The following is a 25,058-nucleotide window of genomic DNA, read 5'->3' as shown; positions in this document are numbered from 1 at the left end:
GACCTCATACAGGATTGCTGGACAGACTGTGCGGCCGCCAGGCGGTGCATTACAGAATGCCGGGACGCGGATACCACCCAGGCCATGCGCATTGCCCGCAAGGCGAAGGCCGGGCAGGTGTTCGTCAATGGCTTCCTAATAGGCGGCGGCACGATCCCCTTCGGCAATGTCAAGGACAGCGACTTCGGGCGTGAAAAGGGGTTTCTGGGCGTCAGTGCCTATTGCGCGGTGAAATCCACCGTTTTGAAACCTTAGGAGCCGGCATGAACACCAGCCAATCCCTTGCTGAGCGCGCCCGCCTCGTCATGCCTGGCGGCGTCAGCCATGAGCTGCGCTACAAGACCCCGCATCCGGTCTATTTCATCCGCGCCAATGGGGCTGAAAAATGGGACGCGGACGGTAAGCGCTATATCGATTTTAAGCTGGGCGCGGCCAGCCAGATCCTGGGCCATGCCCACCCTGAGATCGCCGCCGCGGTGGCAGCCCAAATGGGGCGCATGCCCTTTACCGGCGATAGCCACCCGCTGGAGGTGGAATGGTCCGAGTGGCTGAACCGTCTGTTCCCCTCGGCAGAGCGGGTGCGCTTCACCGGGTCCGGCACTGAAACCACTATGCTGGCGCTGCAGCTGGGCCGGGCGCACTCGCGCCGCGACAAGGTACTGCGCATCGACGGCCATTTCCATGGCTGGCACGACATGCTGCTCAAGGGCGCCAAATCCGGCACCAATACCGCGCCCTCGCTGGAGGTGCCGCAGGCGGTCTGCGACCTGACCGTGGTGGCCCCGCCGGATCTGGGCGCCATTGCCGCGCTGTTGGATAGCGACACGCAGATCGGAACGATGTTTGTCGAGGCTTCGGGCGCCAACTACGGCTCGGTGCCGTTGCCTGAGGGGTTCCTGCAAGACATCCGCGCGCTGGCAGATCAAAGCGGCCATGTGCTGATCTTTGACGAGGTGATCACCGGGCTCCGCTGGTCGCCCGGCGGACGCCAGGCGCGCGACGGGCTGGACGCAGCGGCTATCCGAAAAACCCCGCCCGCCATCGTCAAAGGCCTGCGCGACGGGCTGCTGGAGCGGGGAGTGGATTTCATGTCTTCCACCTCTTGCGTGACCGGCCTGCCGCTACCCCGGAATTGATCGACGAGGCTGTGGAGCATTTCCGCGGCGCCATTTCTGCGCTCATCCGTGATGGAGTATTGCAATGAACCTCCCCTCCCACGCCCGCACCGTCATTATCGGCGGCGGCATCATCGGCTGTTCCATCGCCTATCACTTGGCCCGCGAAGGGCGGAAGGATATCGTGGTACTGGAACGCTCGAAACTCACCTCCGGCACCACTTGGCACGCCGCCGGGCTGGTACGCCGCCTGCGGCCTTCGGGAACGCTGACCAAGCTGACCGACTATTCCATTGATCTGTACGGAGAGCTGGAGGTGGAGACCGGCCAGGCCACCGGCTGGACCCAGGCCGGCTCACTGACTCTGGCCACCAACCCCGACCGGCTGACCAACATCAAACGCCAGATCTCGCTGGGCCGCGCCTTTGGTCTGGAGGCGGAAGTGGTGGATGGCGCCCGCGCCGAAGAGCTGTGGCCGTTGATTGAAACCGATGATGTGATCGGTGCGGTCTGGTCGCCTGCCGATGGCCGGGTGAACCCATCAGACGTGGCTTTGGCGCTGTCCAAGGGCGCGCGGGCGCGGGGGTGCAGATCTTTGAAGATACCGCCGTAACGGGTCTGCAAAAGCAGGGCGGGCGGATTTCCGGCGTTGAAGTGGACGGCCATCTGATCAAGGCGGACGAGGTGGTCATCGCCTATGGTCTTTGGTCCCGCGAGGTTGCAGCCATGGCAGGCGCCCATATGCCGCTCTATGTTTGCGAGCATTTCTACATCCTGACCAAGCCGTTGCAGGAGGTGCAGGCGCTGGGCAAGGGTGCGCATCTGCCGACGCTGAATGACCAGGACGCCTTCCTCTATGCCCGCGATGATGTAGAGGGGCTGCTGATTGGCTGTTTCGAACCCCACGCCAAAGGGCTGTCCCTGGACCGTCTGCCCAAGGACTTCTCGTTCGACCTGCTGGCCGAGGACTGGGACCATTTCATGCCGATGATGAAGAACGCCCTGCGGCGCATCCCGGCGTTGGAGAAGGCCGAGGTTCGGATGCTGCTGAACGGTTCCGAGAGCTTTATCCTCGACAGCCAGTTCATGCTGGGCGAAAGCCCCGAGTTGCCGGGGCTGTTCCTGTTGGGCAGCATGAACTCCACCGGCATCGCACTGGCCGGCGGAGCAGGGCGCGCGATGGCGGAGTGGATCATTGCGGGTGAGCCGGCGATGGAGCTGAACGAGGCCGACATCCGCCGCTTCAGCCCTGAGATGAACGTGCTGGGCGCGCTGGAGGCACGGATCCCCGAGGTACTGGGCCGTCACTATGACAACCCCTATCCGGGCCGCTCGATGGAGACCGCCCGCGGCCAGCGTCGCTCACCCATTCATGCGGGTCTGGTTGCGGCCAGTGCCCGGTTCGAGTCCCGCGGCGGCTGGGAGCGGGCGGTGCATTTCGGTGGTGAGGACGCGCATCTGCCGCTGACCTTCGGCGCGCCTGCCTGGCGCGACCAAGTGGGCCGCGAGGTAGAGGCCTGCCGCAACGGTGCCGCCATCCTGGACCAGAGCGCTTTTGGCAAGATCATGGTGCAGGAGCCGGATGCCTGCGCTTTCCTCAACCGCCTGTGCGCGGCGCAGATGGATATCGCCGAGGGCCGCATCGTTTATACCCAAGTCCTGAACCGCAAAGGCGGAGTGGAAAGCGACATCACCGTGCAACGGCACGGGGCAAACACTTACTTCATGGTCATCGGCGCCGGTGAGGTGGTGCACTACCTGAAGCGGATGCGCGAGGCCAAAGGTTCGTTTCACGTGGAATTCACCGATGTCACCAGCGGGTATGCAATTTTTGGCCTCGCCGGTGCCAAGGCCGGTGACGTGTTGCAGGACACATCGAACAGCCTGGCGCCGGATTTGAAACGCTTCCAGTTCACGCCCGTTGAGATCGGCCTGGCCCGCGGCTGGGCCGGGCGGCTGAGTGTCACCGGCGAGGAGGGGTATGAGCTGTACATCCCCGCCGAAATGGCCATGGCCGCCGATGAGGCACTGTTGGCAGCAGGTGCAAGCCATGCAGGTCTGTACGCCAGCGGCTCGCTCAGGATCGAAAGCGGCTTTTGCGCCTTTGGCCATGAGCTCAGCCCCGGCCTCCCGCCGCAGGAGGCGGGCCTGGGCGCTTTCTGCGCCTTTGGCACCGGGTTTGTAGGCGAAGAGGCATTGAAGTCGCACACTCCGAAACGCCGGATTGTCTCAATCCTGTTTGATGATCCGCAGGCCATCCCGATCCACGACGAGCCGGTCTATTTCCGCGGCGATGTGGTGGGGCAGATCACCTCGGCCGCGTGGAGCTATCGCTACGGGCGTTCGTTGGCATTGGCGATGATTGATGCGCCTCTGGGCCTGCTCTCCAAAAACACTGTTGTCCCGGGATTTGAGGTTGAAATCGCCTGCACCCGCTATTCCGCCAGGGCGCCGCTGCACCCTGCCAAAGAGGTGTTTGCGCATGACTGACATCCCTCGCACCACGCTGGCCGCCATCATCGGCGGCGGCATCATGGGCGTGGCCGCCCAGTTCCAGCTGGCCGAGAACGGCTGGACTGATACCATTCTGTTTGAGAAGGCGGAACTCACCTCCGGCTCCACCTGGCACGCGGCGGGGCAGATCGCCCATGCGGTGGGCAGCCGTCTGGCGGGCTGGATCAACAAGACCTCGATCGAGACTTACTAGAGGGTCGAACAAGAGACCGGCCAGAGCATCGGCTGGCATGAGGCCGGCGGCTTCCGGATTGCCACCACTGATGACGAGGTGGATTGGATGAAGTCCATTATGGGCGCCGGCAAACTGCTGGACCTGCCGATGGAACTGGTCGGCCCGGAAGAAGTTGCCATGGTCAACCCGTTCTACAAGGTGGATGACGTCAAAGCGGCTGTGCGCACCTATGAGGACGGCCATATCGACCCCTCATCCGTCACCATGGCGCTGGCCGCAGCCACCCGCGCGCGCGGGGCCAGGATTGAACGCCGCAATCAGGTTCTGGGCGCCTCCCGCAAGGGAGACATGTGGCTGTTGCGCACGGAAAAGGGCGATGTGCTGGCCGAACATGTGGTGATTGCTGCAGGTTCCTAAGCCAATCAGGTGGGCGAGTGGTTCGAGCTGAAGATCCCCTCGGTCAGCTGCCTGCACCACTATCTGGTCACGGATACGGTGCCGGAATTTTTCGGCCGCCCGGAACTGCCGGTGATGCGCGACAACGCCTATGGCGGCTATATCCGGCAGGAGCAGAAATCCGGCCTGATCGGCATCTATGAGGGCCACGTCTGCCCTTCGGTCTGGGAGATGCCGGGCGGCGCGCCTTGGGCCGCAGAAAATGATTTGTTTGGGGCGGATTACGACTCCATCGGTGATTTTCTGATGGTGGCGTTCGGCAAGATGCCGGTGCTGGCGGAGCTGGGTATCAAGCGCGTGGTGCGCGGCGCGATCACCCATACGCCGGATGGCGGCATGCTGGTGGGGCCGTCCGGTGCGCCGAATGTCTGGCTGTCCTGCGGGTCTTCCATTGGCCTCGCATGGGGGGGCGGCGCGGGCAAGGTACTGGCCGACTGGATGGTGCATGGCGAAACACCGATCAACACCCGCGGCATGGATCCGCGCCGCTATGGCAATTTCTTGACCGGGCATTTCATCGTCGAGCGCACCAAGGATGAGTTCATGCGCCGCCATGATACCCCGTGCCCTGGCAAGCAGTTCAACAGCTTGCGCCCGCTGAACCGCCATGTGCTTTATGACCGGCTGACCGAAAAGGGCCGGTTCGAGACTGAGATCACCATCTGGCGCATGGCTGAGGACCGCTATTTCACCGGTTCGCCCATTGCCCGCGCCAATTCGGATTTCGACTGGATCAAATCGCACATCCGCGAGGGCGAAGACGTGCAGATGGTCAACCGCTCCCACGATTGAGGCATGCTGGCGCTCTCCGGCCCGGCCTCGCGGCGGATTATGACGGAGCTGACGGGTGCGGACCTCTCGAACCAGGCGTTCCCCTGGCTGTCCGGGCGGGAGACCACCGTGACGGGAATACCCTGCTATGCCTTGCGCGTTTCCTTCGCCGGTGAACTTGGCTGGGAGCTGCACGCGCCGCTGGAGCAGATCGGTGAACTCTATGACGCGCTCTTTGATGCTGGTGAAAAACACGGGCTGACCGATTTGGGCTCCTATGCCTTCAACGGGATGCGGATGGAAAAGGCTTATCGTGCATCTGGCGAACTGACCACCGATGTGGGGCCGCTGGACGTGGGGCTGGATCGTTTCGTCGTGGCGGAGGGGCGCGATTTCCTGGGCAAGGACGCCCTGCTGGCCCGCGATCCGGAGTGGGAGCTATTCTATGCCGGGCTGCACGCGGAGGATATCGATATCCACGGCGGCGAACCGGTGCTGCTGGATGGCAAACCCGTCGGCCTGACCACTTCGGGCGGCTATAGCTATACTGTTGGCAAATCGCTGGGCTGGCTGTTTGTCCGCAAGGGCACCCCGCGTGAGGGCCTATGTGTGCAGATCCTGAACCGCGAATTTCCCGTGACCGTCCACCAGAACGCAATTTTTGATCCGCAGAACCTGCGGCCCCGATCTGAGGATTGACACCATGACCAAGACCAACACCAAGATCACCGGAGGCGAGGCTGTCTACCGCGAGCTGCAGGCAAATGGCATCGGCACTGTGTTCGGCCTGTTGGGCGGCTCGATGCTGGAACTTTCCGACGCGATTTATCAGGGCGGCGGCATCGGGTATGTCGGCGCCCGGGATGAGCGCGCGGCGGGCCATATGGCCGATGCCTGGGCGCGGATGACCGGCAAACCCGGTGTGGTGCTGGGGGCGCAGGCGGGCCCCGGCGTGGTCAACATCGTGACTGCGGTAGCCGAGGCGCAGCTGGCCTATTCACCGCTGGTGGTAATCGCCGGGGCCACCAGCCGCTGCGATCAGGCCAAGGATACCTTTCAGGAAGTTGATCAGGTTGCCTTGTTCGCGCCGATCTCGAAACGCTCGGTCATGGTCACGGATCCGGCACGCCTGGCGCCGATGCTGGAGGACGCGATCCGGCTGGCTAACTCGGGCCGCCGCGGACCGGTGGTGCTGCATGTGCCGCGCGATCTGTTTGCCGCCGGCCTTCCCGCCATCGACCCCAAGCCAGTGAACGCCCGCCCGCCCGGAGCCCGCGGCGCCGGAAGACATCAGCGCCATCGCAACCCTGCTCGCAACCGCGCAGCGCCCGGTGATCTTTGCGGGCGGCGGCTTTAAATGGGGCAAGGGGCGCGGGGCGCTGCGGCGTCGAAACCTGCCGCGGATGACTGGCGCGCGGCGTTCAAGGCGGATATGGCCAGCCTCGCCGCGGAACGCGAAGAAGAAGCGTAGATCGCAACCTTGCCGATGCACCCGCGCCGGGCGCTGGCTGAAATCCGCGCCGCACTGCCCGAAAACGCAATCGTCACCCTGGACACCGGCAACACCTGCCTGCAGGCGGCCGACCGGCTGGCGCATTATCAGCCGATGAGCCTGATCACCCCGTTGGAGTTTGGCCTGGTGGGTTTTGGCCTGGCTGCAGCGATCGGCGCCAAGGCTGCCAGCCCGGAGCGTCCGGTGGTCGCAGTAATGGGCGATGGCGCTGCCGGTTACACGATGATCGAAATCCAGACCGCCATTCAATACAAGTTGCCGATTGTGGTGGTGGTCTTGGACAACGAGGCCTGGGGCGCCGAGAAAGCCTATCAGCAGGAGTTTTTGGCGGGCGTCTCTTGGGGGCTGAGATCACCTCGCCCCGCTATGACAAATTCTAGGGACCTTGCGGCGGCAAGGGTATCTGGGTTGATGGCCCCGGTGAAATGGACCCGGCGCTGGAGGCAGCCCTTGCCAGCAATGAGACCACCATCATCCAGGGCAAAATCGACCCCGGCGCGCTGATGACCCTGCGCAAGGATCTGTTCAAGGCGCCAAAGCTGCCCCGATGATGAGCAATCCCGATATCGTTGTGGCGGGCGGCGGCAACTCGCGCCACACCCGCAACTTCCGCTGCATGCATGACGGGCCTCTGTCGGTGCTGACCGGCACCTATGGCGAGGAAGAGTACTACAAGGACCTTCTTTTGGTGACCAAGGGCTACACGGATGAAAACTTGGCCCGCCTTGCCATCCGCGGCAGTCAGGAAAGCCAGCCCTGGCTGGAAGCGCGCGGGGTTCGTTTCCAGCCTTCACAGTCAGGCGCCTTGTCGCTGAGCCGCACCAACGCCTTTTTCCTTGGCGGCGGCAAGGCGCTGGTGAATGCGTACTACCGCACTGCAGAGGCGCTGGGGGTTGAGGTGCTCCATGAGGCGCCGGTCATTCATATCGAGCTGGACGGCGATCGGATCACAAGTGTTGATTTTACCCATAGCGGCGCGCGCCACAGTCTCAGCCCGCCGGCGGTGGTGGCGGCCTCTGGCGGCTTCCAGGGCAATATCGAACGGCTGGTGGAGGCCTGGGGGCCGGAGGCGGAGAACTTCCTGATCCGCGGCACGCCTTACAACCACGGCGATGTGCTGTTCGACCTGCTGGGGCAGGGGGTGCAGTCCATCGGCGACCCGACCCAATGCCACGCGGTGGCGATCGACGGCCGCGCGCCCAAGTTCGACGGCGGCATTGTCACCCGGCTCGACTGGGTGCCGTTCTCAGTGGTGGTGAACAAACATGGCGACCGCTTCTATAACGAGGGCGAGGACGTTTGGCCCAAGCGTTTTGCGATCTGGGGACGGCTGGTGGCTGCCGAGCCGGAGCAGGTGGCCTATTCGATCATCGACTCGAAGTCCAAGGACCTGTTCATGCCCTCCGTCTTTCCGCCGGTCACCGCGGACACGATCCCGGAACTGGCGGGCAAGCTGGGACTGGAGCCGCAGAAACTTTCGGAGACCATCGAAGCCTTTAACGCCGCCTGCCGCCCCGGCAATTTTCACCCGGCTGAGCTGGACAGTCTGGCGACCGAAGGCCTGACCCCGCCGAAAACCAACTGGGCCCGTCCGATTGCGGAACCGCCGTTCCACGGCTACTCGCTGCGCCCCGGCGTGACCTTTACCTATCCGGGTTTCAAGGTGGACGAGACCGCCCAGGTGCAAGGCGCCTGCGGCCCGGTTGAAAATCTTTGGGCCGCAGGCGAGACCATGACCGGTTCAATCCTGGGCCAGGGCTATCTGGCCGGCTTCGGCATGACCATCGGCACGGTATTCGGCTGCATCGCAGGCCAGGAGGCCGCCCGATATGTTTGAACAGAGCCAAATGGAGCGCAAGGCGGCGACCCGGATCGACGAAGCCCGCCGCCAGATCGAGATCTGCAATGCCTGCCGCTATTGCGAGGCTATTGTTCAGTCTTTCCGGCGATCATGCGCCGCCGCAGCTTTGCCGAAGCCGATATCACCCAGTTTGCCAACCTCTGCCACAACTGCCGCGGTTGCTATTACGCTTGCCACTACACCGAACCGCATGAGTTCGACCTGAATTTGCCCGGTATTCTGGCCGAGGTGCGCACCGAAAGCTGGGAGCGCTTCGCCTGGTCCAGCCCCTTGGCCCGGCTGTTCCAGCGTAGCGGCACGGCGCTGGCCGTGGCCCTGATGCTGGGGTTTGCAGGGCTGTTCTGGGCGGCCCAGGCGATGCGCCCCGAAAGCGGTGAAGGTTTTTATGCAGTGATGAGTCACGGGTTGATGGTCGCGATCTTCATGCCCGCCTTCCTGCTGCCGCTTCTGGCACTGTTTGTGTCCTTGCGGCGATATTGGCGTCATGTGGGCGGGCAGGGGATAGGAATGTCCCAAATCCGTCAGGCATTGCGCCGCGCCGCACACATGAAGGACCTGTCAGGCGGTCAGGGGCAGGGGTGCAATTTCGAAGACGAAGACCGTTTCTCCAACTCACGCAGATACGCACATCAGGCGGTAGGAAGGGGGTTCTTCATGTGCTTCGGGTCAACCGTATCGGGCACCGTTATGCATTACGTTTTCGATTGGCCTGCGCCCTATGGGCTGCTTGGAACTAGCCCGGCTGAAGCTTAAGGCTGATCCGGCCTTGGGAGCCAGACGGGCATGGGCCGGAGAAATGGGGTTTGTGCTGCTGCTGGGGTTTGTATCGCTCAGCGGCTTGTTGCTTTATGCTGCTGCGGGCACTGTGGCGGTTGCGGTTTTGCTGCCGTTGCATCTTGGCGCGGTGCTGACCTTTTATCTGCTGATGCCCTACACCAAGATGGCGCATGGGTTCTTTCGTCTTGCGGCACTGATCAAGGACGCGGCAGGTAATTAGCAGTCTGAAAGACCGAGTAATCGCAACGCGCTGGACGATATCCTGGCCCGTTTCATTTGAACGCAGCGCAAGCTTAAGAATGTGTGCCGGAAGCAGGTTCGCCAAAAGGGGCATTAAGGAATAGTTTTCAACTCAAAGGCCGCTCGCATCACCGGACCGGCCTCTGTGATCATCGAAACGGTCAATGTCTCCGGTGCGCCGGCGGGCGAGTTGCCTTTTCTTGCAGGCAGGTAGAATGAACTTCTGCAAAGGTCTGCAAGCAGCTCGAACTGCCGGACGTAAAATGCGAACGCGGTATCAAGGCAGGCCGCGCCAGGGTGCATCCAGGTGCTGGGGCGGAGGAGCAGGGGGCGCATGGCCTGTCTTTCCATAGTCCCATCTGCGGGATCATTTTGGCCTTACGCGCATTGCCGGACCTGCGGCAACATCCATTAAGAGGTTGCTGAAGAAGCCTGACCTCAATGAGTTCAATAATCATAGTTTACTCTTAGCTGATGACTGTGGAGGAAATCATGCGCAGAACAGGGAAGATGAGCGGATCGCTATTACAACAATGCCGCCATGGAAATGCGGCTTCCTGAGCGGCCTTCTTTGCGCATCCGCTGGCGACCGTCCCCGCCGGGATGACTGTTGCCGAAACAGCGGATGCGCAAGCGGGATCCCTGCACGGCCGATCACTATTGTGGTAATGTGCCGGGCCCCTTGGGGCGGCCGGATTACATCAGAGTTTTTTACTGTATCCCAGAGCAGGAAGCCGCGTATTTGCTATCCGCGCTGAAGGGGCTGGGCGACGGACATCTGAATGCTCTTTGGTTCTGCAGGCACCGGGCGGGGGCAACCGTGATCTGCCTTCCCCTGTATAGTGCTGCCTGCCGCGGGAGGGAGCACTATAGCAATCAGGCCGTTTCCCGTGCCAGTCCGGCCTCAAGGTCGATTGTGAAGCGGATTGTGGTGCCTGCGTCCGCCTCCGGATCGCACCAGATCGTTCCGTTGTGACGCTTGGCGATCTTGGCGCAGGTCGCCAGGCCCAGACCGCTGCCTGGTTGATCACTGCCACGCTGCAGCCGCTTGAACGGCTCAAAAATCTTTTCCCGGTATTGCGCTGGAACGCCGATACCGTTGTCGGCAACGGATATCATCAATCCGGACCCGGCACGTTCCGCAGTCACGGAAATCTCAGCGGTTTTGCCACCGCTGTATTTGATCGCATTGCCGATCAGGTTTTGCAGCAATTGCACGATGTCCGGCGGGAAGCACAAGCCGGCCAGCCCGCCGGAATGCCATCCTATCCGGACGCCGGATTGCACAAGATCCTGCGCCATGACTGCCCGCAGACTGTCAAAGAGGCTTTCGACGGTCACATGGGCAGGCTTGCCATTGCTGTGCGGGTTGATATGGGATGCCAGCCCTTCGATCAGTTCAGACGTTTTGCGCACCGATTTTTTCATCAGCTCGAATTGCCGGGCCACCTCCTCAAGATCGCCGTTCTGGTAATCCTCGTGTATCTGATCGCTAAGGAATTTTATGGCCCGGATTGGCGCCCGCATGTCATGTACCAGCACATCGGAGAAAAGGCGCAGCTCGTTCTGCTGTTCCTGGATCCGCCAGCGCATGTCTGCAACCTTCTGCCCGTTCTTGATCATCCGCATCAAGGCTTCAGAAGTGATCGCAGATTTTGGGATGTAGTCACTTGCGCCGGCCAAAATGACGCTTTTGGCGATTTCCTCATCCCCCTGACCGGTCGTCATGAACAAAACCGCCCGCGGCCAGGTTTCGGTCAGCCGCGCAATCAGGTCGAGTCCGGTGCCATCAGGCAGGAGATAGTCCAGCAGGATCACTTCCACAGGAAGGCCGGAGTGAGACAAGGCGGCCTCTCCGCAGTCGGCCTCAATGACATTGGCATCCGGATACAGATGCTGCAGCAGTCTGCGCGCTAGTTTCCGGTCACCGGCGTCATCATCAATGACCAGAATGTTGAGGACCGTCATCGGACACATTTCTGACGTGGATATCGGGCAGTTCTACTATGCGCCAGTAGTTGTCGAGGGTTGCCATCAAGTCGACAAACATGCCGCCGGCATTGGATTTGAGAATGTATCCAGCGACATTGTTGGCGTAGGCGGCGGAAATATCCCGTTCGTCGGCAGAGGTTGTCAGCACGATAAAAAGGACCTTGTGCAGCACCGGATCAGCGCGGATTTCCTTCAGAAGCTCAATCCCGTTCTTGCGGGGCATGTTGATATCGCTCAACACAACAAAGTTGGGCGGCGGCACTTGGTGCATTTCACCGCGCAGGAACGCCAGAGCCTCAACTCCGTCCACGAACCGTTTGATCGGGTTGGCAATCCGGGCCCGGTCGAATGCGCGGTTCAGGGCTTTTGCATCACCGTCGTCATCTTCGACAAGGATAATATTCAGGGCCGGGCGGCTAGCGGTTTGAGAACTGGAAATCATATCGTCATGTCCTTTTTGGCGCTTCCTTCGACCACTTCACCCTGCAGAAGGTCCTTCTGGGCAGTCCTGGTTGGGGCCCGGAATCATAGCAGCCTGACTCTGAACCCGGCTTGGAACGGGGCGGCCGGCAAGGGAATGCCGTGGGCGACTGCCCCGGATGGCACAAAAGAAAATGAACACAATTTTGACCTTCAGTTTCATGAACGCCCTGGACATGCCTAAGATTCATTTGCGCAGACCCGTGAAGCGGAATTCTATTGGAGCAGGCTGGGATTCGCCTTCGCAGTGATTTCCCGAGTGTCTGAAATGACGCTGTCCAGGTCATCCATGAACACAACCAGATCCTTGCAGCTTCGCTCAAGAAGTGAGACGTCGGATAAAATTGCGGAAGGCACGGTGTCATCCTGCCGGGCTTGTGTCTTGATCATTCGGACACCGGCAAGCGTGCGGCTCAGCAGCAGCCGAAGGTCTGGGCCGCAGCCGACAATGAAGCGCTTGAATATCCGCCGGAGCTCTTTTTCAGATGCGCGCGCGCTGCTGAGCTGGCCATAAAGCGCCCGCCGTTCAATCGCGGAGGCGATGGATTTGATCAGCGTGTCGGCGGACAGCTCTTCCTTGACTATGTAGTCGGCGCAGCCGCGCCGCATGGCTTCAACGGCAATTTGATAGTTGGTCATGCTCGTCAGCATGATCGGCACAGCCTGGACTTGCTCTTCATGTGTCAGCAGAATTTTGAGTGCGTCAAGCCCGGTGTCCATGCCAAGGTTATGATCCAGAAACACCAGATCAAATTGCTCTATCTCCAGCTGCTGGCGCATTTCTTCCAGATTGGCAGCCTCGAAGAATTCAGCTTTCATCCCGGCTTTGCGGCATAGTTTGCTTAAGCGTAGCCTGTCGATTTCATCATCATCCACAGACAGGATGTTGAGTATGACCGGCTGCAGCGCCGGCGGGGCAGTCATGTCCGAATAGCTAGCATTTCTCATTATCTTCCCCTTGTGAAACACATTTTGCCCGGGGAGTGAGTATCCGGGTCCACTCGTATAAGGGTAACTTACCACATATTGACTGTCGCATAGGTTAATTACCCTGACGAATTTGACTTAAGAAATCCGAAGCTGTGGATAGAGTTTGGGTTTTTTGCGCCAAATTGCGTTGTGACAGCCCATTTTGTGAAATCTTTGCGTTTCGGAATGTGAGCGGATTGGAAACAGCTCCGCTGCCGAGCGGGAATGAGGAGAATTTTCTGCAATTTGGGCAGAATTGCCTCTGCAAGGACGGCCTCGCCCGTTTGATTGAGCACTGTTCAGAATTGTGCAGTCGGTATGCCAGTCCGCGGGTTACAGTTTTTTTGGCAGAAAGCGGCATGTCCGAAGTCCGGACACACCGCATTTGAAAGGCGGGAACACATGAAGTCTTGCCTTTGCTGGCCTTCATGATGCTCTGTTCTTTCGGCTGGGGTTAGAAATTCTCCCACTTGGCTAGACGGTCCGTTCCTGTTGCCGCAGACGGGGCTGGCTGCTCTGTGGCGGCCATATCCGCCGCAGAGTTGTCAGCGGAGATGCTGTTCCGGACAGGCAGCTGAATGCCCTGTGCAGCCCGGGATTGGCTGTTGATCGTGAAATGCGCCACAAGTTCTGCCAGTTTGCCCGCATCGCTGTTCAGCATGTGACCTGCGGCGGTTGCCTGTTCCACCATTGCCGCGTTTTGCTGGGTCACCTGATCCAGCTGAGTAACACCAGTGTTGATCTCATGCAGTCCTGTCGACTGCTCCGCAGCCCCTTCGGCAATGCCGGAGACAAGCTCTGTGATATGAGCAACCCGCGTGACAATGCTCTGCAGCGCCTCGCCGGCCTTGCCGACCAGATCGACCCCGCGCTTCACCTGTTGGGAACTGTCGCCGATCAGCGTTTTGATCTCCATTGCCGCGTCCGAAGACCGCTGCGCCAGCGCGCGCACTTCAGAGGCGACCACGGCAAACCCCTTGCCGGCTTCGCCTGCCCGCGCGGCCTCGACGCCTGCATTCAAGGCCAGCAAGTTGGTCTGGAAGGCGATGTCGTCGATGACGGAAATGATCTGGGAAATGTGGTTGGAACTCTGCTCGATCTCGGTCATGGCGGAAACGGCGTTCTGAACAACGGAGTCGCTGGTCTCAGCTTCCGAACGCGCTTCGTCCATGGTGGACTCGACGCTGCGGGCGCCGTCGGCGGCGGATTTTACCGACGCAGTCAGCTCATCCAGCGCCGCGGCTGTCTGTTCCAGCGTTGCGGCCTGGCTTTCGGTACGGTGCGACAGGTCGTCAGACGCTTGACTGATCTCGGCAGCGCCGCTGCGGATACTGGCGGCAGCTTCGACAACCCTCTGCACAGTCTCGTTCAGGGTTTCGAGCGTCAGATTATAGTCATGGCGCAGTTGCTCGTGATCTTTGGGAAACGTTTCAGTTATCGGGTGGGAAAAATCCCCGGCCGATAGTCTGACCAGTCCGGCGCTGAGGCTTTCGACCACCATTTGCTGATCCAGCTGCAGCTTGTTGCGATGCTCCTCGGCGCTGCGGGCCTGTCTAAGGTCTGATTGCATCGAAACAAGCGTCTTGCCGATTTTGCCGATTTCATCGGACCGGTGGGCCGCTTCGACATCGGTGTCCAGGTTTCCTGACGAAACCGCTTCCATATCGGCGCAAATACGGTCGATCGGCTTGGTGACTGAACGCGCCAACAGCCAGCCCGCCAATGAAACCAAGGCTGCACAGCTGAGGGATATCAGGATCATCAACCGCCGTTGCGTTACTGCCGGGGTCAGAATTTCGGCCCGGTCAAGCTCCGCGACCAGCGCCCACTGGAGGTTGCGAAAGGCCACCGGCATTGAAACTGCGGCAATTTCCCGGCCATCGGCCCGGGCAATTGAAGGGTAAAATGTTCCGGCAGCTGTGGGTTCTTCGTCTCCGGCCGGCAGGGACGCTGCGGCAAAGGCACCTTGTATATGGGGCAGAGGCGGCAATTTCTCCAGCAGAGCATGCCCGTCTTCAAGCCGGGAAGGAGTCCGGGCCTTGAGGTCTTGCCCGGCAAGGTAGACGTCCAGCGTGTTCAGCTCCCCGGTATAGCTGGAGGTGATCCCGGCGATGCCGTCAATTGCGGCCTGCAGCGCAAAGACGCCGATGTAGCGCCCGCCGCTGTCCAAGATACGGGTGGCAGCAAATGCCGCGGGAGCACCAGCACTGGGCTCATAAGATGCGATGTCGGAAAAATAGACCGTGTCCTTCTCCCCGGCCGCAGCCAGCTGGAAAGCCTGGGCAAGACCAGACTCCTTGAAGGGGCCGGCAGACAAGTTCGTCGTGTAATCGGCCTCCTTGGCGACAGAAAAGATAACGTCGCCCGACGGGCTGATCAGGAATATGTCGTAAAATCCAAGCCGCTCCATCATCTTTTTGAAGGCTGGGTGGCTGCGTTCGAAGTGAATGTCATAAGGCGACGCGGCGGAGGCAAACATCGAAAGGTTCTGAACCTCTTTTTGACCGGATCCTTCACGGGTGGTCCAGGTCACGCCTAGGTCTTTCATTGCCTTGGCGGTCGATGGGACTGAAGAAATTGTCAGGATCGCGGCCTCGATAGAGGCGAGATAGGATTGGAGCGCCGCCTCGCGGTCCTGAATCATCGATTGCATGAAAATTTCGGCATCGTGAACAACACTGCGCCGGAAGTAGCTGCTGCTGAAAGCAATCAGGACAATTGTCAGGGTAAGTGCAGAGCCGATGACAAGCATTGGCAGCTTGTGAGCCAGTTTCAAGGAACGGAACATTTCTAAGTTTGCGACCTCCGGAACGCATCCGCCGGGCAGTGGATGCAGGCATTGATATTGTTCCCTATACAACGCCAGATAGATTTTTGATCTGTTAAGACACCTGCAGTTTCCAGGGGTGAGTTGGGCATGCAGCATCGGTCCCGGACGATGCGCATTAACCATTTGGGCGGCATCGCAGCCAGCGGGCTGATGTGCCCAGTGCACCGTTCTGCTTCGAAAGCGCGGAAAACGTTAACGTATCAGAGAATTTGGAGCCTCGATTCGGGGGGTGCAGTCCGGAACCAGGGATCTCAGGCCGGTGAACGGCTGCGGAATTCTCCTTGTTTGTTCATGGTTTGGAAAAAATATTAACGAATTGTTTACTTTCTCTGGCGCTGCAGGGGGCTTTTTTGCCATGGTTAAGCATCAATAACCGGGGGTTAGGGAATTGTTAACGCTGCCACATTCTGTCCATGAATCCGTCTCAGCCTGGCAACTTTGGGCCTCATTCCAGCCGCACGCCTGAATAACGATGCGTCTGTGGGAAGCTGGAGTGGATAATGAGACTTCTAATTGCTGCGATTGCGGCGTGCCTGTCATTGGGCATGCCCGATGGCGTGGCTGCGGATGATTCGCGGTCCAACGTCAGATCAATGGAAGGGTGGGAGGCCGTGGGACGGCTGAACATCTCCAACAAAAACATGTGCACCGGGGCGCTGGTTGCGCCGGACTTGGTGCTGACAGCGGCGCATTGCCTATTCGATCCCAGGACGGGGGCGCGGGTTGACCCGTCCACGATCCGGTTCGAAGCGGGCCTGTCCGGGCGGCAGGCCGTGGCCCTGCGGCAAGTGGTGAAAGCGGTGATGCACCCGCAGTACCGCTACCGGCCTGCAGGCACCCATCAGATCGGCAGCGATCTGGCGGTGCTGAAACTTGACCGGCCGATCAGCCGCAGCCAGGTTCAGCCGCTGACTATGTCCAGCGGTGCCGCGCGGGGGATATCCTGGGGGTTCTGTCCTATACCCGCAGGCACGCAACCCGGCCCAATCTGGAGCGCTCCTGCAGCGTCCTGGCGCGGCAGAGCCGGACCTTGGTGATGTCCTGCCTGGTGGATTTCGGTGCTTCCGGCTCGCCGGTGCTGGAAATGCGCCCGGGATTGCCGCCGCGGCTGGTTTCGGTCATCTCGGCCAAGGCTGCGATGGGCAACCGCCGGGTGTCGATTGGAACGGCGCTGGATTCGACGCTGCGGGATCTGATGCGGCGGGCGGGCTAAGGACCCCATTCAGAGACAGGACCGCTTTTCCGCCTGCCGCCGTACTGGGGGCAGGCGTTTTCCATTGCATTAAGGCTCGCGCAGGGCCTCGCGGGACTTGTAGAGCGGTTTCAGCAGGTATTGCAGCACGGTCTTGGCGCCGGTCTGCAGTTCTGCGGTTGCCCGCATCCCAGGGCGGATTTCGATGGTTTGCTGGCGTTCGGTAAAGCCGGATTTGTCGACCCGGACAGTTACCCGGTAATAAGGTTCGGCGCGCGGATTGCGCTCGTCCTCAAAAGTGTCGGCGGAAACGAAGTCCACCTTGCCGCGCAGGGAGCCGTAGATGGTGTAATCATAGGCTGAAAGCTTGATTGTGGCGTCCTGGCCGGGCTGCACACTGGCGATATTCTCAGGCTTGATGCGGGCCTCGACAAACAGCTCTTCGCCCAGCGGGATGATTTCCAGGATCTCTTCGCCGGGACGGATCACACCGCCGATGGTTGTGACCGACAAGCTGTTGACAATGCCGGCCATCGGCGAGGTGATGATGGTGCGGTTCAGCTGATCCACCGCCAAACGCTGCTCCTGGCGCAGCGTGGTCAGTTCGCGCAAGGTCCGGGAGTATTCCTCGGCCTGTTCCAGCTCTGCCTGGGTGCCGATCTCGTTGTATTTGGCGCGAGCGTCGGTGGACAGTTTGCGGGCCTTGTTCACTTCGATCAAGGCCACGATCTTCTGCTTGTAGAGCCGCTCCATATTGGCAAGCTCGGCATTCTGCTGGTCGAGGATCTGTTTGGCGCTGTCACGGCGGCTGGTGAAATCGGTCTGGCGGGCCGTCAGCAGCCCGCGTTCAGAGGACAGGATGCCGGGGGAGCGCTGCGCCAGCATCTCCGGCACGGCAAATTCAAAGGCGCCTTTCATTTGCGCCTCCAGCCGGAAGCGTTTGATCTCCAGCGCATCGATCTGGTTTTGCAGCTCATCAGCTGCGGTGCGGAATTTGGTGTCCTGCAACTTGGCCAGGACCTGGCCTGCGGTGACGATGTCGCCCTGGCGCACCTGGAGTTCAGCCAGGATGCCGCCTTCGAGGTTCTGAACGATCTGGGCGCGGGACGAAGAAACCACTTGGCCCTCGCCGCGTACAATTTCGTCAATCGAGGCGAAAGCCGCCCAGATCAGAAAGGTGAGCAGGGCGGCAAGCACCAGGTAGATGATGCGGCTGGCGCTGCGCGGAGTCTCGGCGTTGCCGTAGGGGTCATGCACAGACATGGTCATTTGCCTTCCCCGGCGGCCAGATGGGCCAGGACCTGGTCCCGCGGCCCGTCCACAACCATCCGGCCTGACTGCAGGATCAGGGTGCGGTTGGTCAGCGACAGGATCGGCATCCGGTGGGTGGCGACCACTGCGGTGCGGCCTTCCAGCCAGGTTTCCAGGCGGCTGACAAGGGTGCGCTCCAGTGTTTGGTCCAACGCAGCGGTGGGCTCATCCAGCAGTACCACGGACGGATCCTGCAGCCACAGCTGTGCCCAGCCGATGGACTGGCGCTGGCCGATCGACAGACCATGGCCGCCATCGCTGATTTCCAGATCCAGACCCTTGTGGTGGTTGCGCACATGGGCGCCGAGGCCGGCAAACTCCAGCGCTTCCATCAGCCGGTCGTCATCGCGTTCCAACTGGTTAAGGTTCAGGTTGTCGCGCAGGGTGCCGGCAAACAAGCGCACGTCCTGGCTGAGATATCCGATGTTTGCGCGCAGGTCGCGCGGGTCGATCTGCGCCATGTCTGTGCCATCCAGCAGGATCCGGCCATGATCGGGCGCATAAAGCCCCGACAGCAGCTTGAGCAGGGTGGACTTGCCTGAGCCATTGACACCCAGAACAGCAACCCGCTGGCCGGGGGTGACCGCCACGGCTTGCACGTCGAGCGTCGGTGCGGCGTCGTCTTCATAGCGGAACAGGATGTCGCGCAGTTCGAACCGGCCCTCGATTTTCTGACGGCGCAGGTAGGTGCGTTCCTTTTCTTTTTCCTGCGGAGCCTGTGCAATCGCATCCAGCCCTTCGAGTGCGGCCTTGACGTTGCTCCAGCGGGCCAAAGTGCCGGCAAACTGCGTCAGCGGCGCCAAAGTGCGGCTGGTCAGGATGCCGGTGGCGATAATGGTGCCGACGGTGAATTCACCAGCGAAAACCAGCAGGGTGCCCAGCACCACGGCGGTGATATAGGTGGCCTGCTGCACCCCTTGCGACCAATAGGTGAGGGCGCTGGACAGCTTGCGCTGCTCGGTCGCGGAATGCGAGGACAGCGTGTTCAGCTCATCCCACAACCGCAGCACCCGTTCCTCGCCGCGCTGGGTTTTTACGGTGTCGAGTTCGGTGACCACCTCATGCAGCAGGCGCCCGGCTTTGGCATTGGCGCCTTGGGTCTGGCGGGTCAGGGCGATCATCTTCTTCTGCATGAAATAGGCAGGCAGCAGCATCAGGATGCCGCCGGCAACAATCACCCAGACCACCGGCCCGGCAATCGAAGCGACCAGCAGCAGGAAGACGGCGATGAACGGGATATCGGCCAGGGTCGAGATGGTGGAGGAAGTAAAGAATTCCCGTACCGAACCGAAATCGCGCATTGCAGCAAACAGGCCGGACGGCGGCAGCGGCTTCTTGTCGGAACGCATGCCGATCAGGCGGCGCATCAGATTGTGCTGCACCGACAGCTCGATCTGGCGGCCGGCGGCATCGGTCAGCCGGGCGCGGGCCAGCTTCAGCATCGCCTCCAGCGCAATTGCCAAAAAGGCACCAACTGCAAGCACCCACAGCGTGGCTTGCGACTGATGCGGCACCACGCGGTCGTAGACCTGCAGCGAGAACAGCGCGACCGAAACCGCCAGGATATTGGCGACCAGCGATCCCAGCATGATCTCGCCCACCTGGCGGCGGTATTTCGGGAATTCGCTCCAGAACCAATGGCCGGGGTCGATCTGCGGTGTGTGTTTCGCCGCCATCTGCTTGAGCGAGGGGCGGGCCGACAGCACCGTGCCGGTGAAATAGGGGCTGAATTCACCCAGCGGCACTTCGGTGCGGTTGTCCGCGCAGGCGGTGTCGTAGATGGTCAGTGTTTCTTCGGTCTGGCTCAGCACCAGCACGCATTGGCCGCCGGACATGACCGCAAGCGCCGGCCAGAGGGCCGGGTTCAGGGTTTGCTTTTCCAGGATCTTCGGCTGCAGCCCGGTCGTGTGCAACGCCTTGGCCAGGGAATGCAGCGACAGGTCGCCCGGTGTTTCACTCCACAGGAAGGCGGCGACGTCGCTGACCGGGACTTCGCTGCCCTTCAGAGCGGCCAGGGTGGCAATCAGGCTGGCGCGGTGCTGAATACGCGTTGCTGCGCCCTCCAGCAGCGAGCCGACTTCGGGCTGGACGTCCTGCGGCGGGGCTTTTGGCAGCGGATTGGCGTCCGGAGCGGGGGCGGGTGTGTTGGCCGGCTGCATCGCTTCCGGTGCTCCGGTTCCGGATACAGGCACCGCCCGCAGCACCGGCTTTTTGCCGGAGGCGGGCAGGGGACGGGGCGGCTTTTGGGTCATGTCGGTCAAATCTTGTCCCCATCGGCCAGCAGCCCCAGGTCGCGTGCCAGCTGCAGCTGGATCAGCACCACCTCATATTTCGCGTCGATATAGGCCTGTTCACGGCGCACCAGCTCTTCATAGACCTGGATCACCTCCATAACCGGGCGCTGGCCCGCTTCGAATTGCTTCTGGAACAGGCCGTAAGTCTCGCGGCTGCGGCGCACCAGCGCGGCGGTCTCGCCCTCTTGACGCCGGTAGGACGCAATTTGCTGGACCTGGCGGCTGTAAGTGCGGCGGGCAATCTCTTCGGTTTCGCCAATCTGGCGGGTGGCGGCCTCCTTGGTGGCTTCCAGCGCTTGAATGGCGGCAGGCGTGCCCAATCCCAGCGGCTGGCCAACGCCCAGCGTCAGCCCGGCACCGGACCCGTCGGAGGTCACATTGCCCGAGGCGGCAATCTGGGGCAGCAGCCCGGCGCGGCCGGACTTGGCCTGGGCGATGGTACGGTCCGCTTCGGCGCTGGCCTTCAGCACGGCCAGGAACTGTACCTGTTCCGGCGGCGTGGCTATGCCCAGATGCGAGGGTTTCCGCGCAAAGGACTGGCCGGTCATCGCCTGCAGCTCGGCGCGTGCGGTGGCGGCTGCGTCATGGGCGGTGGCCGTGGCCGTGCGGATGCCGCTGATCTTGCTGTCTACCACATTGAGGTCGGCGCGGTCCGACACGCCGCCGTCGACGCGTCCCTGAACGATGCGGCGGAATTCCTGCATCCGGCGCAGAGCGCGGTTGCCATAGGCGGCCTTTTCATCGCCGCGCAATGCAGCCGCATACAGCCCGACAGCGGTTTCGACGCGGCTGTTCATGTCCTGGGACAGGCTGACGGCGGCCACTTCGACATCGGCGGCGGCAAAGGCGCGTTCGGCCTTGCGGCGGCCATTGTCAAACAGAACCTGCTCAATCAGCAGGCCGGCCACCAAATCCCCCAGATCGGTCAGGCTGACGGATGGGCCAAGGGTTGGCAGCCAGTTCTTTGAGGCCGCCTCGGCGCGCAGCTTGGCGCCGATCAGCTCTGCTTCGGCAGCGCGGGAAGAGGCGGCAATTGCGGCCTCGGCCACTTGCCCATAGGCGCTGTCCTGCGCCAGCAGGGAGCGGCGCCCCATCAGATCGTGGATCACCTCGGAGGAAGTCTCGCCGGATTGTGCGAAATTGCTGCGCGGCGCGGTTTCCGCGCTTTCTCCGCCGCCGAACGGCAGCGTCCGGGCGCAGGCCGACAGGCTGCACATCACTGCGATGGCGCAAAAAAAGCGTCCCGGTTGCATCCTGCCATAGGCCCTTTTGTTTTAGGCTTTTGATGTATTGGGCCCGGCGGCAATGACCGCCGGGCCGATAGATCAGATCACAACGTTGACGTCTTCATCCACGGACAGCGTGGTGCCGTCATCGCCGATTGTGTAGACATTGTACGTCTCGCCATCGACAGTCTCGGTTCCCGCGGCGGTGGCCCCGGTAATGGTGAGCGTGTCGTCAGCTTCCCCATGCACAGTGAGCTTGTCGGAATTGCCCGACAGCGCATTGATATCTGCCTCGGTCAGGGTCAGGTCGACAGCGTCGGCATGAACCAGGTTCAGCTCGTCGATGTTGAACTGCGAGAGGCCCGCATGATCCAGTACAGATGCGCCGGCGCCGTCTTCAAGCACCACCATTGTACCAGAGCTGTTGCCGGCGTCATCCACCCGGTTCACAACAAGATGCGAGCCGTCCGGCACGTCTGCATCGAAGTCGTAAAGGGTCTGGCCGTTGCCAAGATCGGTTTCGGTGCCGCTGACATCTGAGACACTGCCAGTGCTGGTCAGCTCATGGATTGTGTCACCGGCCTCGAAATCGTCGCTGAAAACACCGCTGACACTGGTGCCGGTGCTGATCACGTCGCCAATATTTGGGGCATCGTATTCGGTGTCGACGCTGAATTCTTCGGTCAGGGTCTGCGTGTTGCCCGCCGGGTCCGTGGCCGTGATTTCGGCTGTGGCCTCATAGGTGCCTTCGCGCAGGTCGCCGGGTTCAAACTCGGCAGTCCAGTTGCCGTCCGCATCCACCAGCGCGTTCCGGGTTACACCTTGAATGGTGACTTGTACTGCCGATCCGGGTTCGACGGTGCCGGACATCGAGAGGCCCGCGGCACTTTCCGCGAGGCTCACCACATCATCATCGGTCACGCTGTCCGAAGTGAAAGGCACCACCTCGGTGTCTATGGCCAGGGTGTCAGTGATTTCCGACGTGTTGCCCACGGCGTCCGTGGCGGACACAACCACGGCCGCATCGTAGCTGCCCTCGGCAATGTCAGCGGCTGCAAAGGATGCGCTCCAGTTGCCATCGGCATCAACTGTGGCAGTTTCGGTTGCATCACCCAGTTGCACAACAACCGTCGAGCCTGGCTCAACCGTGCCGGTCAGGGTTACCCCGTCGCTCCGTTCGGTCTCGTTGACGATATTGTCGCCTTCGATGCTGCCGGAATTCAGGGTGAGGGGATCGACCACAGTGTCCACATGCAGATCCGCCGTGGCGGTTGCCGTGTTGCCGGCTTCGTCAGTGGAGGTCACGCTGACAGTGGTGTCGTATTCACCGGCAGGAAGCGAGCCGGCTTCGAATTCTGCGGCCCAGTTGCCGTCTGCATCCACGGTCGCGGTGCGGGTCACGCCCTCAACCGTGACGCTGACACTTGCGCCGGCCTCGCCGGTTCCGGTCAATGTCAGACCAGCGGTAGCTTCGGCGTTGCTGACAATGTCATCGCCGCCCGCTTGGCCATTGTCGATTTCCACAGCCGTGGTCGTGTCTACGCGGATTGTGCCGGTGACGCTGTCAGTATTGCCGAAAGCATCGGTCGCGGTGACGCTGACTTCTGAGTCGTATTCCCCGGAGGCGATTTCCGAAGCTGCAAAGTCAGCGCTCCAAGTCCCGCTTTCGGTCGCGGTAACCGTCCGGGTCACACCCTGGAAAGTGACTTCCACTGTGGCGCCCGCTTCGGCGGTTCCGGTCAGGGTCACCCCGTCGGCTGCTTCGGCGGCATTGATCATGTCGTCGCCGCCTGCCTGGCCCTCGTCGAGGCCGACAGTGGCAACCGTGTCGATTACGACAGCGGGGCCATCCAGGTCGAACTCGGTCCCGTTGGGGTCAACGACATGCACAGTTGTGTCATAATTGCCGTCCTCCGGCAGATCATCGACCGGGAAGGTGACGCTCCAATTGCCGTCGTCGTCTATGTTTGTGGTGGCTGTGGACGTGCCGACAGTGACGGTCACTTCGGAACCCGGTGCGCCGGTGCCGGTGATAACCACCGGTTCGGTGGTGGAACCGGATACAGGGTAGGTGGCATCAGGATCGTCGACTGTCGGGACAATACCGTCCGTCCCGCCGCCGCCTCCGCCGTCACCGCCACCTCCACCCGCAATTGCAGCCGCGCCGACGACACCGGCTGCGGCCCCGGCCGCACCCAGCCCGCCGAACAGCGGCGCGGCCAGCGGTGCAACCACCGGTTCGATGCGGTCAACGTCCAGGAACACCATCTCATCGTAGGCGCTCCATTTTCCGGTCAGATCCAGCGGCTCGTATGTGGCAAAGAGCATGCCGCTTGATTTGTCTTCCAGGACAACTTCGGTGAATTCGCCGTCCTGGCTTAGGAACAGGTTTTTCCCGCCGGATGAGCCGTAGGAATAGTAGTTCTCAATCACAAGTTCCTGGCCATCGGCCAGGGTGATGTGCAGGTTGCCGCCCTGGCGGGAATAGCTTTCGACATCTGCAGGGCTGAGGTTCAGCGAGATATCCTTGGCATGGGAGGCGTCAATACGTGCCGGGGTGCCTTCGGAAAAGTTCCCATGCTGTGTAGTGCCCGCCATATCGCGGGTAATAAATGCGACCGTGCTCATTGTAATACCACTCATCTGTGCGCTGCGCCGCCGCAATCTGGCGGGTGCTGCGTCGTTCCGTTGCCTGTACGTTTGCCCATCGACCGTCTTTTGCGGCCATTTTGAGGCCATACTGTGATGATTTTTATTGTCCTGTCCAGTGCATCAGGGACGGGATTCATGCAGTTTGGGCGGCAACCGTGTCCTGAGTGCCGCAGAATTTCTAAGGTTTTTCACGCAGCCGTGATATGGGGCGGGCGGATGGCTGGCGCCGGAGAATTGGCCGTCTTGCCTTGCCGTATGCACTGCTAACCCTGTTGTCTGGACTTCAGAAGCAGGAGGGGAAAGCCCCTTGCATCCCTCGCATCAACAGTGGACGCGCGGCTGGAGGCACTTGATTTGCCGCGGCGCGTAAGGCGGCCGCAACAACAGTGATCGCCGCGATGTGATGAAAATTTCCCGCAAAAGTTTCTGGCAATTAATTAAAAGTACACCACTTTCAGATAGTAAGAAGTACGTATTTGGTGTAAGCTTGAGAGTAAGCAACACGCCGCCAGCCTGGTATCCGGGCGCAGGCCGCCGCAAAGAGCGGCCAGCCGGACGTATAACGCCAGAAACGGCGCCGAGCAGAAATCAGAACTCAACACTAACGCGGACATCCATGCCCACGTACCGGGCGCAGTCTGTCTGTCCGCGAACTAAAACGCCAGGAGGAACGGCGCCAGATAACCAGGA

General features: G+C 61.2%; 18 protein-coding genes and 3 pseudogenes. 12 read left to right on the top strand and 9 right to left on the bottom strand.

The features are described 5' to 3' along the window. The first annotated feature begins 84 nt into the window (after nucleotides 1-84). The 11 genes and pseudogenes from ETW23_RS25195 to ETW23_RS26045 all read left to right on the top strand — a co-directional run bounded on the left by ETW23_RS25195 (nucleotide 85) and on the right by ETW23_RS26045 (nucleotide 9,402). Nucleotides 85-255, top strand: coding sequence for an aldehyde dehydrogenase family protein (locus ETW23_RS25195; RefSeq protein WP_167738124.1), 171 nt, complete (start codon nucleotides 85-87; stop codon nucleotides 253-255). A gap of 8 nt (nucleotides 256-263) precedes the next feature. Further along, the gene (locus tag ETW23_RS14820) at nucleotides 264-1,136 is read left to right on the top strand and encodes an aminotransferase class III-fold pyridoxal phosphate-dependent enzyme (RefSeq protein WP_247676720.1); all 873 of its coding nucleotides are present in this window, start codon (nucleotides 264-266) and stop codon (nucleotides 1,134-1,136) included. 64 nt (nucleotides 1,137-1,200) lie between these two features. Next, nucleotides 1,201-2,246, top strand: a pseudogene (locus tag ETW23_RS26800) (NAD(P)/FAD-dependent oxidoreductase); the annotation flags it as partial. Between the two features lie 3 nt (nucleotides 2,247-2,249). Further along, complete coding sequence (locus ETW23_RS14815; RefSeq protein ID WP_368075898.1) at nucleotides 2,250-3,605, top strand: glycine cleavage T C-terminal barrel domain-containing protein; 1,356 nt, start codon at nucleotides 2,250-2,252, stop codon at nucleotides 3,603-3,605. Further along, nucleotides 3,598-5,340, top strand: a pseudogene (locus ETW23_RS26795) (FAD-dependent oxidoreductase); the annotation flags it as partial. The gene ETW23_RS14815 and the pseudogene ETW23_RS26795, both read left to right, overlap by 8 nt. Then, complete coding sequence (locus tag ETW23_RS26060; protein WP_368075897.1) at nucleotides 5,323-5,730, top strand: glycine cleavage T C-terminal barrel domain-containing protein; 408 nt, start codon at nucleotides 5,323-5,325, stop codon at nucleotides 5,728-5,730. The pseudogene ETW23_RS26795 and the gene ETW23_RS26060, both read left to right, overlap by 18 nt. 4 nt (nucleotides 5,731-5,734) lie before the next feature. Further along, the gene (locus ETW23_RS26055) at nucleotides 5,735-6,388 is read left to right on the top strand and encodes a thiamine pyrophosphate-binding protein (RefSeq protein ID WP_247676717.1); all 654 of its coding nucleotides are present in this window, start codon (nucleotides 5,735-5,737) and stop codon (nucleotides 6,386-6,388) included. A 129-nt stretch (nucleotides 6,389-6,517) separates the two neighbouring features. Further along, nucleotides 6,518-7,048, top strand: coding sequence for a thiamine pyrophosphate-dependent enzyme (locus ETW23_RS26050; protein WP_247676716.1), 531 nt, complete (start codon nucleotides 6,518-6,520; stop codon nucleotides 7,046-7,048). 46 nt (nucleotides 7,049-7,094) lie between these two features. Continuing rightward, nucleotides 7,095-8,381 (top strand): FAD-dependent tricarballylate dehydrogenase TcuA, encoded by a 1,287-nt coding sequence (tcuA, locus tag ETW23_RS14800; protein WP_134830444.1) that lies wholly within the window; start codon nucleotides 7,095-7,097, stop codon nucleotides 8,379-8,381. A 114-nt stretch (nucleotides 8,382-8,495) separates the two neighbouring features. After that, nucleotides 8,496-9,158: a hypothetical protein gene (locus tag ETW23_RS14795; RefSeq protein WP_247676715.1), complete on the top strand. Its 663-nt coding sequence runs from the start codon at nucleotides 8,496-8,498 to the stop codon at nucleotides 9,156-9,158. Nucleotides 9,159-9,201: 43 nt separating this feature from the next. Further along, nucleotides 9,202-9,402 (top strand): hypothetical protein, encoded by a 201-nt coding sequence (locus ETW23_RS26045; protein ID WP_247676714.1) that lies wholly within the window; start codon nucleotides 9,202-9,204, stop codon nucleotides 9,400-9,402. A gap of 113 nt (nucleotides 9,403-9,515) precedes the next feature. Here ETW23_RS26045 and ETW23_RS14790 read toward each other — a convergent pair whose 3' ends face one another. The 5 genes from ETW23_RS14790 to ETW23_RS14770 all read right to left on the bottom strand — a co-directional run bounded on the left by ETW23_RS14790 (nucleotide 9,516) and on the right by ETW23_RS14770 (nucleotide 15,651). Beyond that, a complete protein-coding gene (locus tag ETW23_RS14790; protein WP_134830443.1) occupies nucleotides 9,516-9,773 on the bottom strand; it encodes a hypothetical protein in 258 nt (85 codons plus the stop codon). 525 nt (nucleotides 9,774-10,298) lie between these two features. After that, the gene (locus ETW23_RS14785; protein WP_129371886.1) at nucleotides 10,299-11,390 is read right to left on the bottom strand and encodes an ATP-binding protein; all 1,092 of its coding nucleotides are present in this window, start codon (nucleotides 11,388-11,390) and stop codon (nucleotides 10,299-10,301) included. Continuing rightward, nucleotides 11,362-11,856, bottom strand: a complete 495-nt coding sequence (locus ETW23_RS14780) for a response regulator (RefSeq protein ID WP_134830442.1) — start codon at nucleotides 11,854-11,856, stop codon at nucleotides 11,362-11,364. Before ETW23_RS14780 ends, ETW23_RS14785 begins: the two co-directional genes overlap by 29 nt. A 254-nt stretch (nucleotides 11,857-12,110) precedes the next feature. Further along, the gene (locus tag ETW23_RS14775) at nucleotides 12,111-12,818 is read right to left on the bottom strand and encodes a response regulator (RefSeq protein ID WP_247676713.1); all 708 of its coding nucleotides are present in this window, start codon (nucleotides 12,816-12,818) and stop codon (nucleotides 12,111-12,113) included. Between the two features lie 499 nt (nucleotides 12,819-13,317). Further along, nucleotides 13,318-15,651, bottom strand: coding sequence for a HAMP domain-containing methyl-accepting chemotaxis protein (locus tag ETW23_RS14770; protein WP_134830441.1), 2,334 nt, complete (start codon nucleotides 15,649-15,651; stop codon nucleotides 13,318-13,320). Between the two features lie 542 nt (nucleotides 15,652-16,193). Between ETW23_RS14770 and ETW23_RS14765 the strand changes: the two are divergent. After that, nucleotides 16,194-16,906: pseudogene (locus ETW23_RS14765) on the top strand (serine protease). 69 nt (nucleotides 16,907-16,975) lie between these two features. Here the strand turns inward: ETW23_RS14765 and ETW23_RS14760 are convergent. The 4 genes from ETW23_RS14760 to ETW23_RS14745 form a co-directional block, all read right to left on the bottom strand. Continuing rightward, entirely contained in the window at nucleotides 16,976-18,154 is a 1,179-nt protein-coding gene (locus ETW23_RS14760) for an HlyD family type I secretion periplasmic adaptor subunit (RefSeq protein ID WP_134830440.1), read from the bottom strand. Beyond that, nucleotides 18,151-20,448, bottom strand: a complete 2,298-nt coding sequence (locus tag ETW23_RS14755) for an ATP-binding cassette domain-containing protein (protein WP_134831332.1) — start codon at nucleotides 20,446-20,448, stop codon at nucleotides 18,151-18,153. Before ETW23_RS14755 ends, ETW23_RS14760 begins: the two co-directional genes overlap by 4 nt. 5 nt (nucleotides 20,449-20,453) lie before the next feature. Continuing rightward, a complete protein-coding gene (locus ETW23_RS14750) occupies nucleotides 20,454-21,743 on the bottom strand; it encodes a TolC family protein (protein WP_134830439.1) in 1,290 nt (429 codons plus the stop codon). Nucleotides 21,744-21,815: 72 nt separating this feature from the next. Then, nucleotides 21,816-24,344 (bottom strand): Ig-like domain-containing protein, encoded by a 2,529-nt coding sequence (locus tag ETW23_RS14745; RefSeq protein ID WP_134830438.1) that lies wholly within the window; start codon nucleotides 24,342-24,344, stop codon nucleotides 21,816-21,818. Nucleotides 24,345-25,058 lie beyond the last annotated feature (714 nt).

This window comes from Leisingera sp. NJS201 (assembly GCF_004535885.1).
GTDB lineage: Bacteria > Pseudomonadota > Alphaproteobacteria > Rhodobacterales > Rhodobacteraceae > Leisingera.
This window is presented reverse-complemented; position numbering and strand designations above follow the sequence as displayed.